Origin of the sequence: Chitinophaga nivalis (assembly GCF_025989125.1) — a bacterium.
Taxonomy (GTDB): domain Bacteria; phylum Bacteroidota; class Bacteroidia; order Chitinophagales; family Chitinophagaceae; genus Chitinophaga; species Chitinophaga nivalis.
Genome location: NZ_JAPDNR010000001.1, coordinates 6994254 through 7006570, shown reverse-complemented (window position 1 = coordinate 7006570; position 12317 = coordinate 6994254). Strand labels below are relative to the sequence as shown.

The following is a 12317-nucleotide window of genomic DNA, read 5'->3' as shown; positions in this document are numbered from 1 at the left end:
TTTTGTGATATACTAATTTGACCAGCCGCTGTCAGCGGCTGGTCACTGATTGGTCGTACGCTTTATATTCAGGCAATTCTGCTCTGAAAGAAATTATTTAAGACTTCCCGCTGTTCTTTCCCCGGCTCATCTAATATCTCCAGCTGAATAATTTTATTGTTTTTAAAGTCGATGGTGAGCAGGTCGTTGCGCAAAATTACGTTATTCAGTTCGTTCCAGCCAATGAGCCTTTTAGAAAAGGTGGTTGGGAGGGTCATGCCGGTGGTGTCTGCTGTGACGAAAACCGGTTGAAAAATCCGGTGCTCGATCCAGCCGATATAGCCCAGGCCCAGTCCTACGAGGATGAGCAGCAGTCCGGTAGTGGGCTGCAGATGCGACAGGAAGTATAAACTGCCGGTCAGGCATATAAATGCCTGTATGATCCTGGCAATGGTGTTTATTTCAGTGAATTTCCGGAACTTTTTAATGGTGAACGGAAAGGCCAGGCAGGCAGCGCCCAGCACCAGGAAAAACAATACCAGGAACCAGTTGGGCTGCGGACTGCGGTAAATACCGATCGCATTGAACAGGAATAAGATCCCGGTAAGACCGTGCATGACCGGCAACAACCGGAGTCTGCTGGCGGTACCGGGATGTATGATACGCAGATTATACATGTAATAAACGGGCTGATTAGGAATTAGCGCTTACCAACAGGTTGCAGAGCTTGAACAGTACACGGGCGCCTACGTTGGCATCCCAGTCGTCGTGAGAAGCACTCACCTCATTCAGGTCAAACCCGATCAGCTGGCGGCCGCTGGCCAATACCTGTTTGAACAGGTAATAGATCTGTTCTGCTTCAAAACCACCGGCTACCGGTGTACCGGTATGCGGACACAGTTTTGGGTCCAGGCCGTCGATGTCAAAACTGATGAACACCTGCTGGGGCAGGGTGGCAACAATGCTGTCGCATATGGATTTCCAGGTTTCCCCTTCAAATTGTCTTTCTTTGATGTCTTTATCGAAGAAGGTTTCCACGCGGCCATTGCTGTTGCGGATATAGTCTGCCTCTTCTTCGCAATAGTCGCGGATACCTACCTGTACCAGTTTGGTCAGCTGAGGTACTTCCGCCAGGGCGTTGTACATGATGGAGGCGTGGGAATACTTGAAGCCTTCGTAGCCGTCGCGCAGGTCGCAATGGGCATCTATCTGTAAGATACCATAATCACCTTTGTGCTCTCCGATTGCTTTAAAAAAACCAAGCGGGGTGCTGTGGTCACCACCTACCAGACCTACCAGCTTACCTTTTTCGAGTAAAGCTTTGGTTTGGGTATATACCCATTCGTTCATGGCACGGGTACCGTTGTTAACGTCTACCAGTGTTTTTTTCAGGAATTCATTCTCAGAGATATCTCCCCCTTCTGTCAGGAATTTCAGGTACAGTTCTGCTTCTTTCCGCAGGTAATCGCTGCGCAGCAACAGGTGCTTGTCCGGCTCGCGCATATAAAAACCTTGTTTCCAGCCATCTTTAACATCCGCATCGTACAGGTCTACCTGCAGGGATGCTTTGAAAATGTGCTCCGGACCACGTGCCGTACCATTGCTATAGGACACGGTTACTTCCCAGGGAACAGGCAGCAACACGAGTTTAGCATCTTCTTCGGAAAAAGGTAAACCAAAAACATTGTTCGACAACAGACCTACTGAGTTAGGGTCAAATTGAGATAAATCAGCCATGATTAAAAAACTTACTTTTCTATTTTCGCCGCAAAGATAGTATTATGTTTACTTACAGCGACTCTATCATAAAAAGAATTGCCTTTTAAATAAAAAATGTCGGAAGAAGGTCATTTTTGACTTAATTTTGCCCGGTTAATTGGAAGGAGATAAATACAGGCGAAACAGAAAGGCTGTGAAACGCGTTCGGGACGGGGATTTGTTGCTTGTGTCAAACAATAGGGAAGATAATTTTCATATGAAAAAAACAAATATTATTCTGCTGGTGGTTATTGCTGTAGCGATAGGTGTAATCGTTACAATGGTAGGTGATTTCAGTACCTATGAAACATTTGCCACCGCCCGGGAGAAAGAAGGTAAGGAGTTCCATGTCATAGGCAAACTGGATACCTTACAGGCGATGAGCTACGACCCAATGAAAGACGCCAATCTGTTTAGCTTCTACGTACATGATAAAGCCGGAGAAACACGACGTGTGATTTTCTATGGCGCCAAACCTACTGACTTTGAAAAAGCTGAATCCGTAGTTCTTACGGGAAAAATGGAAGGAAATGAATTCCATTGCAGCAAAATACTCATGAAATGTCCGTCTAAATACAAAGACGACCAGGTAGCGATGAGTACCAAACAATTATAATATATTATTGATTTACTTTTTTAGTTAGCAGCGGTATGTTGTTATATAGCTGTATAACCAAATAAATAAATCCCTAAATCGATCCGTCTCTCATGAAGTTTGTAGGGGAACACTTATTACCGGGCCAGTTGGGCCACTTCTTTGCCATACTGGCATTTGTAGCATCCATAGTAGCCACCGTGGCTTATTATAATGTTGTTAAGATAAAAGAACCTGCTGTACAGGAATCCTGGAGAAAGCTTGCGCGCTGGGCATTTGCGATTCAATCCGCTGCCGTGATTGCCATTTTCTCCTGTCTGTATTTTGTACTCTATAACCACTATTTTGAATACAAATACGCGTGGCGTAATACATCCCGCGATCTGCCCATTCAATACCTGTTGTCCAGTCTCTGGTCTGATCAGGAAGGAAGCTTCCTGCTCTGGAGTATCTGGAACAGTATTCTGGGGCTCATTCTGATCCGTACGGCCAAAAAATGGGAAGCATCAGTGATGACCGTTTTCTCCCTCGCACAGGTAATTATGGCCAGCATGCTGCTGGGTATCTTTATACTGGGTTATAAAGTGGGTAGCAATCCGTTTATGTTGCTGAGAGAAGCGCAGGAAAACCAGGCGGCTCCTATCTTCCAACAGGCCGATTATCTCACCCATATTCATGACGGAAATGGTTTGAACGTTACCCTGCAAAACTACTGGATGGTTATTCACCCGCCGGTATTGTTCCTGGGTTTTGCTTCTATGATTATTCCGTTTGCGTTTGCCTTTGCCGGCATCTGGACCCGCGATTACACGGGCTGGGTGAAACCGGTATTACCATGGGCCCTGTTTGCCGTGATGCTGCTGGGTACCGGTATCATGATGGGTGCGGCCTGGGCTTATGAATCCCTGAACTTCGGCGGTTACTGGGCGTGGGATCCGGTGGAAAATGCCTCGCTGGTACCCTGGCTTACGCTGGTTGCAGGGGTACACACGCTGCTGGCCTATAAGCACACCGGTCATGCGTTGAAATCTACCATCTTCTTTTTCTTTATATCCTACATCCTCATTCTGTACTCCTCTTTCCTGACAAAGAGCGGTGTATTGGGTGACACCTCTGTTCACTCCTTTACCGATATGGGTATGAGTGCGCAGTTGCTGATTGCGATGCTGGTATTTACCGTACCTTCTATCATATTATTGATTGTACGCAGAAAAGAAATTCCTTCTGTGAATAAAGAGGAAAGCAGCTACTCCCGTGAGTTCTGGCTGTTTGTAGGTTCCCTGATTCTGCTGATTGCAGCCATACAGATTACCTTCACTACCTCCATTCCGGTATGGAATAAATTGCTGGATCTGACAGGACTGAAAGCCCTGTTTAAGTTAGATGATATTGCACCGCCATCAGACAGTATATTCCACTATAACAAAATCCAGATCTGGATTGCCATTGTGGTAGGCGTATTAACAGCGGTGGTACAGTTCATGAAATATAAAGATACGCCTCGTGGCCAGCTGACGAAAAAGCTGCTGCTGCCTACCGTTGTATCCTTATTATTTACAGGATTGATTGCCTGGAAAGGAAGCATCAACTATACCACTTATGGCGCCGGCTTCCTGACTGCCATCTACCTGATGCTGTTTGCCAGTATCTATGCCATCGTAGGAAACTTTTCCTACATTATCATAGGACTGAAAGGTAAAGTGAAATCTGCCGGTGCTTCTGTGGCGCATATCGGCTTTGGTATGGTGTTGTTAGGGGTCCTTTTATCCTCTGCCAAAATGGAAGTCATTTCCATTGATCGTATGAAGATGCTGAATGATGGTTTCTTCCGGAAGGAGAGTAAACAAAACCCACGGGAGAATATCATGCTGCCGAAGGACGTACAGGTACAGATGGGCGATTATCATGTCACCTATAAGGGCGACTCTATTGCTCCCGGCGATCCGAAAACGTACTACGTGATGCATTACGAGAGAAAAGATAAAACTACCGGTGAAGTACTGGAGAAATTTACGCTTTATCCGGATGCTTTTGTCAATAAGAAAGAAAATGCCATTTCTTCCAACCCGGCATCCCGGCACTATCTGACGAAGGATATCTTCACCTATGTGTCGGCCGCACCGAATAAGGAAGAACAGGCAAAGGCAGATACCACTGAGTATACTACACACGTGATTAAACAGGGTGACTCTGTATTCTTCTCCAAAGGATTTATTGTGCTGAAAGGACTGAATCCTAAACCGCAAGGCCGCAACTATGCACCGCAACAAGGCGATCTGGCTGTAGGAGCAGAACTGGAAGTATATACCCAGACTGATGATCACTTCAAACTGCAGCCGATTTACTTCATCCGCGACAGCAGCTACCAGTACAGTGTGGAAGATACATTGGCGCCGCTGGCCCTGAATGTACGTTTCACCAAAATTATGCCTGCGGAGAACAAAATAGAGCTGAAAGTAAAAGAAGCCGCTTCCTACAATGATTACGTAGTAATGAAAGCATTGGTATTCCCTTATATCAATGTATTGTGGCTGGGTATTATCATTACAGTAGTAGGTACCGGTATGAGTATTTACCAGCGCACCAGAAGACGCTAGACCATCACTTATAACAGTACCTGTTTATAAAATACCGGGGAGAAGACATACGCGGAGCAGATCCGCTGTTGTCTTCTCCCCGGTGCATTTACGGATGTTGATACGTAATCCTTTCTTAATGGCCCGGTTTGAAAAATCTTCTGTAGATTTATCCTAATTATTAATATGCTTATGAAACAACGGTGGTTGCGTATATCCCTGCTCATTATTGCGGTGTTGGCAGTGATATATTTTTCAGGCCCTGCGCCGGCATCTCCTGTTTTTGATCATAACTTGCCGCCGGTACCGCAGGAGGCAGGCGCATTGATGCAGTATGTGCAGCAGCGGGAAGCTGCGCACCGGCTGAAACCCGACAATGAAGCCCGTATCATCTGGCATGATACTACGCATCGGAAAACCCCCTATGCAGTGGTATACCTGCATGGATTTTCTGCCAGCCAGAAGGAAGGAGATCCGGTACATCTTGATTTTGCCCGCCGTTTTGGTTGTAACCTTTATTTGTCGCGCCTCGACGGGCATGGCATTGATACTTCCGATCCCTTGTTGCACATGACGGCCGCCGGTTTGTGGAAAGATGCAGAAGCTGCGTTGAGTGTTGGCAAAGCATTGGGAGATAAAGTTATTCTGATGACAACGTCTACGGGTGGTACCCTGGGATTGATGCTGGCTGCTGCCTATCCCAACGATGTGTATGCCCTGATCAATATGTCGCCCAATATCGCCATCAATGATAAACTGGCCTTCCTGGTCAATGACCATTGGGGGCTGCAACTGGCCCGGCTGGTCAGTAAAGGGGATTTCCGGCAAACAAGAGAAGAAGATCCGGTGCGGGCACAGTACTGGAATAGTGATTATCGTCTGGAGGCCGTCGTGCAGCTGCAAAACCTGCTGGAGGCAGGTATGCATGCCGCCACTTTCAACAAGATACATCAGCCGGTATTGAACATGTATTATTATAAAGATGCGCAGCATCAGGATCCTACGGTACGGGTATCTGCTATTTTGCAAATGACACAGCAGTTGGGTACACCCGACAGTCTGAAAATAGCCGTGCCGATACCAGGCGCCGGAGGGCATGTACTGGGGAGCTCACTCATCTCCAAAGACATCCCTGCGGTAGAAAGGACAGTGAATGCTTTTGCACAGGAAAAGCTGAAGATGATACCAGTACAATAGAACGATTTTGTTAACGCCACGTCTCAAAATCTTTTTTAACTTGTGGTAATATTGAATGGCTAAATAACGTTAAAAAACATATGCATCGCCTGAAGTACATTGCGTTTATCTTTTTCATGCTGGGCGCTTCACTGTGCCACCGGCAAGCAAAGGCGCAGGAGGCACATGGTGCGGATGTGATTCCGTTACATGCCATTGTAGTGGGCAATGATACCATTCCGGTGATCACCCTTGCCATTGTGGATGTAGTGGAAAAGATGCCCAGAGCGCTCCGTAAGGAGCGGGAACGCTGGAGCCGTTTGCGTAATGCCGTTTACGTTACCTATCCCTATGCCAAGTCGGCCGCGCGGGTGTTGAAAGATGTGAACGGCCGCCTGGCTGCCATGTCCGGAAAAAGAGAGCGGAAAGAATTCCTGGCCTCCAAGGAAAAAGAACTGAAAGCACAATTTGGAGATAAGCTACAGAACCTCTCCATATACCAGGGGAAAGTATTGATGAAACTCATTGACCGGGAAACCGGGCAAAGCTGCTATGAAATTATCAAGGAGCTGAAAGGTGGGTTTAATGCCCGAATCTGGCAAACAGTAGCCTTTTTCTTCGGGGGGAACCTGAAAAGCGGTTACGACAAACAGGAAGACCAGGATATTGAAGTGATTGTGCAGGAACTCGAGCTATACCAACAATTCCGTGCCTATAATTAATGCTGCTATCTTCGTAATATTGGCCTGTCTTGAAAAAGGAAATATGATGAAAGCACGGATCTTATTTATTTGCCTCTTATTTACATCGCTGAGCGTTTTCGCGCAGGAAGAAGAAAACGATGATCCGGTATATGTGCTGGATAGTGTGCTGGTAACACCAGCGGCTGTCAGCCAGTTATCGGCCGATCAGATAGGCGTGATTACCATTGCCAAAGGGAGGCGGGCTATCCTGAAATATGGCAGCCAGGCAGCCAATGGGGTGGTATATATGGAAACCAAGCCTTTCGCCCGCAAACGGGTACAGGCTTTATTACGGGAGGTGGCCCCGGCCTACGATAGCCTGATGAAATGTTACATGAATGACAGCAGCTGCTATTTCATTGTGAATGACAAACCTGTCACCCCAACGGATGAAGCCCGGATGATGACCCTGGATAAAAAGACATTCCGGTCCCTGCAAATTATAACTGACAAAAAATCACGGGAGCAATACCTCGTTCCTGCCAATAAGGTAGGCATCCTGATCCGGAGTACCGAAGATTGAGGAGAATGAAATAATTTCTCATCTTTGCACCTCAATTTACAAGCATATGAAACTGGATATACTGGCTATTGCTGTGCACCCTGATGACGTAGAGCTGGGGTGTGCAGGCACATTGATGGTGCATGCGCAGCAAGGCATGAAAGTAGGCGTTGTGGATCTCACCCGGGGAGAACTGGGCACGCGGGGTACACCTGAGCTTCGGGAACAGGAAGCACAGGACGCCGCAAAGATCATGGGACTGGAAGTAAGAGAAAACCTGGGGCTGGCAGACGGCTTTTTCAGGAATGATACGATGGAGCAGCTGGCGATTATTGCCGCTATCCGTAAGTTCCAGCCAGACATTGTACTGGCCAATGCGATGGATGACCGCCATCCGGATCACGGCCGCGCCGGTAAACTGATTGCCGACAGCTGTTTTCTGGCCGGATTGCGGAAAGTGATTACCAAAGGAGCCGATGGGCAGGAGCAGGCTGCCTGGCGGCCGAAGCAGGTATTTCATTTCCTGCAGGACCGCTACCACGAACCTGATTTTGTAGTAGATATTACACCGGTAATGGAAAAGAAGCTGGATGCTATCCGGAGTTTCAGTTCCCAGTTTCTGGCTGCCAAAGATCATGAGCCGCAAACCTATATTTCGGGCAGTGGTTTCTTTGATAGCGTGATATACCGGGCTAAAATGCTGGGTAAGATGGTAGGAGTGGCGTATGCGGAAGGTTATACTTCTGCCAAGATGGTGGGGATCCGGAATTTTGCCGACCTGATTAATGAGGTAACCTGAGGCGTAGTACCAGATATATAAAAATAATTACGGATGTGATGACAATCATAAGCGGAAAGTATTCGCGCCGGTTGTTATCACATCCGTAATGTTTTAGGTGTGCTTATATATAATTGAACAGCAATAAAAAGCCGGTCCCTGTGTAGGGAGCTGCTAAAGGGTATGTCAGACCCGCTAAACACTAAATGAACAGATCTTTAGTAGCGTCAAATTCATCGTGTTTGATGATGCTGTTTTTGATAAACGGAATCAAAGCAAGTCCAATCGTTATAACCACCAGTAATACGTATTTCTTTTTCATTTCCATGCTATTTAAAATTACACTTCTAATATAACTAAATAACGTGCCAAAATGATGCATAAATCCCATAAAGATGTTAATTCCGGGATATTTTTTTTGGTTATATAGGCAGGTGTCGGGCAGATTCAGCAACTGGTCGGGAAAAAAGCACATATATAGAGAATCTCAATGTCACATTTCTAAAATCTATTTGATTCCTACTAAATGTAGTGGCATCTTTGCGGCGGTAAAAAATTAATAGTCTAGTCTGTAAATCAAAAAATAGAAATAGTTATTTTATGAAGAATGTTATTTTATCCGTAGGGTCAGCGTTTCCCGAATTCAAAAAAACAGCGGTTGTTTCAATAGAAAAAGGCAAAGAATTTTACGAGCTGTCTTCTGAAGAGCTGAAAAGTTCCGGAAAATGGATGGTGATGTTTTGGTGGCCTAAGGATTTCACTTTTGTTTGTCCTACCGAAATTGCTGAATTTAACAAACATGCACAGGATTTCACTGACCGTGATGCAATCCTGATTGGTGCTTCTACTGACAGTGAGTTTGTACACGCTGCATGGAGAAGAGATCATGAAGATCTGCGTGGTCTGCAGTTCCCGATGCTGGCTGATACATCTAAATCCCTGGCTACTGAACTGGGTATCCTGGAAGTAAATGAAAAAGTTGCTTACCGTGCTACCTACATCGTAGATCCGGAAGGTATTGTACGTTGGGTTTCCCTGTACGACCTGTCTGTAGGCCGTAACGTGAAAGAAGTACTGCGTGTACTGGATGCACTGCAAACAGATGAGCTGTGCCCTTGCAACTGGAATAAAGGCGAAGCTACCCTGGCGGTATAAGTTTATTTAAGTTTATCTGCTGATAGCCGGGACGTGCCTGGTAAGGGTATTATCCCGGCTATTTAGTAATTAAAATTTTATCTGTTATGTTTGCATCTACAAATCAGGATACAGCGGTACAATTGCTGGAAGTAGTGGGATTGAATGAATGGCCGGTATCAGAAAAACTGCAGTCGTTGGTAAGCACCGATGCACGTTACCTGAAAGATCTGAAGATAAATGTGACCAATTCGATTGGAGCAGCTACCCTGTCTAAAAAAGAGGCTTACATGATAGGTCTGGCAGTGGCCGTAAATGAGAAGCATGCCGCGTTGGAAGCATCGTTTACCAAACTGGCTGTACAGGAAGGCGCGAATGAAAAGGAACTGGCTGAGGTCATTAGTTGTACTTCACTGATGAATGCCAATAACGTGTTTTATCGTTTCCGGCATTTTGTGAATAAGGAATTTTATACCGCTACTCCTGCGGGCATCCGGATGAGCATTATGGCTAACCCGGTTTTAGGAAAGGAGTTTTTTGAATTGTTGAGTTTGGTGGTATCTGCGCTGAATGGCTGTGAAATGTGTGTAACTTCTCATGAAGAAGCATTACAGAAACATGGAACAGAACAGCAGCGGATATTGGAAGCGGTGAGATTGGGGGCTGTATTACGCAGTCTGGTAGTATTATTATAAAAAATATATTAAAAAAGACAGATGGAAATTTGTCTTGTATTTAATTGATTATCAATTATTTGCATTGTGTTTATATTTTAAGTGGGTGCCTGGAAAAGTGCTTTTAGGCAAAATTGTGAATAACTTCGGTTAATTATATTTGTAAAATCCACAAAAAAATTGGACTTTTGCATTCCTAAATTTTTAGATCATGGCAAGAGTATGTCAGGTGACAGGAAAGAAGCCGATTACAGGTCACCATGTTTCCTTCTCCAACATTAAGACAAAGAGACGGTTTCTACCTAACCTGCAGAAAAAACGTTTTTTCCTGGCGGAAGAAGACAAGTGGATATCTTTAAAAGTATCTGCTGACGGTTTAAGAACCATCAACAAGAGAGGTTTGTATGCAGTAGTGAAAGAATTACGTGCTGCAGGTCAGGAAATTTAATTCTAAGGACTCACTTAATTTGTAATACGCAATGGCAAAAAAAGGTAATAGAGTACAGGTAATTCTGGAATGCACAGAGCATAAGACCACTGGTCTGCCCGGAACTTCCCGTTACATCTCTAACAAGAATAAGAAAAATACTCCTGAACGTCTGGAGTTGAAAAAGTACAATCCTATTTTAAGGAAAGTTACTGTACATAAAGAAATTAAATAGTAAATTGTTGATGGTGAATGGCTGTTTTGCATACCAGCCATATAGCCATTAGACCATAAAAACAATAGAATACCATGGCAAAAGCAGCTTCAAAGAACTCGAAGGTAAAAGATGCTAAAGCAGCAGCGGAATCGAAAGTGTGGACTAAAGTAGTAAAAGCAGTACGTTCTCCAAAAACTGGTGCGTATACTTTTAAAGAGGCTATCGTGCATAAGGATAAAGTGCTGGAGCACATTAACCAAAAGTAATTCGGCTTTACTAATAATACTGAAGAGCTGTCCCGTTAAACGGACAGCTTTTTGTGTTGGTATACGCTCATGAATGATGTAAAGAGACGCAACGGCATCCCCCGGAGGATATCTCACCAGAAACCAAATATTGGTAGTACCTTGTTGAACAATACACCTGAAATGTCCCGCTGAAGGGAACACTGCATTTTGATAGCATACCACGCAGTAATTGTTAACACAAAAGACGTATTTTAGCAACTTGTTTGAAATCTATACTGCGCCCAAAGGGGGCTGCATCAAAAATAGAGGGGCATCTCCGGATGACCATCTTAATTAAACTAAACTATGAGCTTTTTCAACAGACTATTTTCCAGGGAAAAGAAGGAAAATCTGGATCAGGGTTTACAAAAAACCAAAGAGAGCTTTCTCAGCAAAATAGGACGCGCCATTGCCGGTAAATCAACTGTAGATACGGAAGTGTTGGATAACCTGGAAGATGCTTTGGTATCTGCTGATGTAGGCGTGGAAACAACTGTAAAAATCATTGACCGCATTGAACAACGGGTAGCGAAAGATAAGTATCTGGGAACCGGTGAGTTGAACAGAATGTTGCAGGAAGAAATCGCCGCATTGCTGGTAGATGCCCCGGATAGCGGTTTCCGTGACTTTGATGTGCCCGCTGGCAAAAAACCTTATGTTATCATGGTGGTAGGGGTAAACGGTGTTGGTAAAACCACGACTATCGGTAAACTCGCCTATAATTTCAAAAAAGCCGGTAAATCTGTATTACTGGGTGCGGCGGATACTTTCCGCGCTGCGGCTGTAGATCAGCTGACGATCTGGAGTGACCGTGCCGGTGTACCGATTGTAAAACAACAAATGGGATCTGACCCGGGTGCTGTAGCTTTTGATACCGTACAAAGCGGTGCTGCCAGAGATGTGGATGTTATTATCATTGATACAGCTGGTCGTTTACACAACAAGCTGCACCTGATGGACGAGCTGGGTAAAATTAAGCGCGTGATGAAAAAAGTGATTCCGGATGCCCCGCATGAAGTGCTGCTGGTACTGGATGGATCTACCGGACAAAACGCCGTAGAACAGGCCCGTCAGTTCACTGCAGCAACGGAAGTAACAGCATTGGCCATTACCAAACTCGATGGTACTGCAAAAGGTGGCGTGGTATTGGCTATAGCCAATCAGTTCAAAATCCCGGTGAAGTATATCGGTATCGGCGAAAAAATGGAAGATCTGCAGGTGTTTAACAAAGAAGCTTTTGTAGATTCTCTTTTCAGTATAAATAATTGATCTATTGGTTGTTATGAATGATTGTCAGACAACCGGCATACATCTTGCCAGCGATAGATTGTAGTAAAATATTCATCCGGGCGCTACAGGCGGCCCGGATCTCTTTCATCCACTCCCGTTCTTTTACACTTAAATTTAAACGATCCGTAATTCCTTACATTTTTACATTTGAATAGTTGTTCCCTTTTTGTACCTCTTTAAC

14 protein-coding genes are annotated in these 12317 nt (G+C 45.0%); 12 read left to right on the top strand and 2 right to left on the bottom strand.

Going from position 1 to position 12317, the window contains the following annotated elements:
• Positions 1–68: 68 nt before the first annotated feature.
• Entirely contained in the window at positions 69–656 is a 588-nt protein-coding gene (locus OL444_RS25530; RefSeq protein ID WP_264728841.1) for a hypothetical protein, read from the bottom strand.
• Positions 657–672: 16 nt separating this feature from the next.
• Complete coding sequence (locus tag OL444_RS25525; protein ID WP_264728844.1) at positions 673–1716, bottom strand: agmatinase family protein; 1044 nt, start codon at positions 1714–1716, stop codon at positions 673–675.
• Between the two features lie 238 nt (positions 1717–1954).
• Between OL444_RS25525 and OL444_RS25520 the strand changes: the two genes are divergently transcribed.
• The 12 genes from OL444_RS25520 to ftsY all read left to right on the top strand — a co-directional run bounded on the left by OL444_RS25520 (position 1955) and on the right by ftsY (position 12115).
• Positions 1955–2353, top strand: a complete 399-nt coding sequence (locus OL444_RS25520; protein WP_264728845.1) for a cytochrome c maturation protein CcmE domain-containing protein — start codon at positions 1955–1957, stop codon at positions 2351–2353.
• 92 nt (positions 2354–2445) lie between these two features.
• Positions 2446–4929, top strand: a complete 2484-nt coding sequence (gene ccsA / locus OL444_RS25515) for a cytochrome c biogenesis protein CcsA (RefSeq protein ID WP_264728847.1) — start codon at positions 2446–2448, stop codon at positions 4927–4929.
• A gap of 171 nt (positions 4930–5100) precedes the next feature.
• Positions 5101–6105 (top strand): alpha/beta hydrolase, encoded by a 1005-nt coding sequence (locus tag OL444_RS25510; RefSeq protein ID WP_264728849.1) that lies wholly within the window; start codon positions 5101–5103, stop codon positions 6103–6105.
• A gap of 80 nt (positions 6106–6185) precedes the next feature.
• Positions 6186–6806 carry a DUF4294 domain-containing protein gene (locus tag OL444_RS25505; RefSeq protein WP_264728851.1) on the top strand — a complete coding sequence of 207 codons (621 nt, stop codon included), beginning with the start codon at positions 6186–6188 and terminating at the stop codon, positions 6804–6806.
• 46 nt (positions 6807–6852) lie between these two features.
• Positions 6853–7350 (top strand): hypothetical protein, encoded by a 498-nt coding sequence (locus OL444_RS25500; protein WP_264728854.1) that lies wholly within the window; start codon positions 6853–6855, stop codon positions 7348–7350.
• A 46-nt stretch (positions 7351–7396) separates the two neighbouring features.
• Positions 7397–8128 carry a bacillithiol biosynthesis deacetylase BshB1 gene (bshB1, locus tag OL444_RS25495; RefSeq protein WP_264728856.1) on the top strand — a complete coding sequence of 244 codons (732 nt, stop codon included), beginning with the start codon at positions 7397–7399 and terminating at the stop codon, positions 8126–8128.
• A gap of 579 nt (positions 8129–8707) precedes the next feature.
• Entirely contained in the window at positions 8708–9262 is a 555-nt protein-coding gene (locus tag OL444_RS25490; protein WP_264728859.1) for a peroxiredoxin, read from the top strand.
• Between the two features lie 86 nt (positions 9263–9348).
• The gene (locus OL444_RS25485) at positions 9349–9936 is read left to right on the top strand and encodes a carboxymuconolactone decarboxylase family protein (RefSeq protein ID WP_264728861.1); all 588 of its coding nucleotides are present in this window, start codon (positions 9349–9351) and stop codon (positions 9934–9936) included.
• A 190-nt stretch (positions 9937–10126) separates the two neighbouring features.
• Positions 10127–10363 (top strand): 50S ribosomal protein L28, encoded by a 237-nt coding sequence (rpmB, locus tag OL444_RS25480; RefSeq protein WP_073086206.1) that lies wholly within the window; start codon positions 10127–10129, stop codon positions 10361–10363.
• Positions 10364–10394: 31 nt separating this feature from the next.
• Positions 10395–10577, top strand: a complete 183-nt coding sequence (gene rpmG / locus OL444_RS25475; protein WP_264728868.1) for a 50S ribosomal protein L33 — start codon at positions 10395–10397, stop codon at positions 10575–10577.
• Positions 10578–10651: 74 nt separating this feature from the next.
• Positions 10652–10825, top strand: coding sequence for a DUF4295 family protein (locus OL444_RS25470; RefSeq protein WP_264728870.1), 174 nt, complete (start codon positions 10652–10654; stop codon positions 10823–10825).
• 327 nt (positions 10826–11152) lie between these two features.
• Positions 11153–12115 carry a signal recognition particle-docking protein FtsY gene (ftsY, locus tag OL444_RS25465; RefSeq protein WP_264728871.1) on the top strand — a complete coding sequence of 321 codons (963 nt, stop codon included), beginning with the start codon at positions 11153–11155 and terminating at the stop codon, positions 12113–12115.
• The last annotated feature ends 202 nt before the right edge of the window (positions 12116–12317 follow it).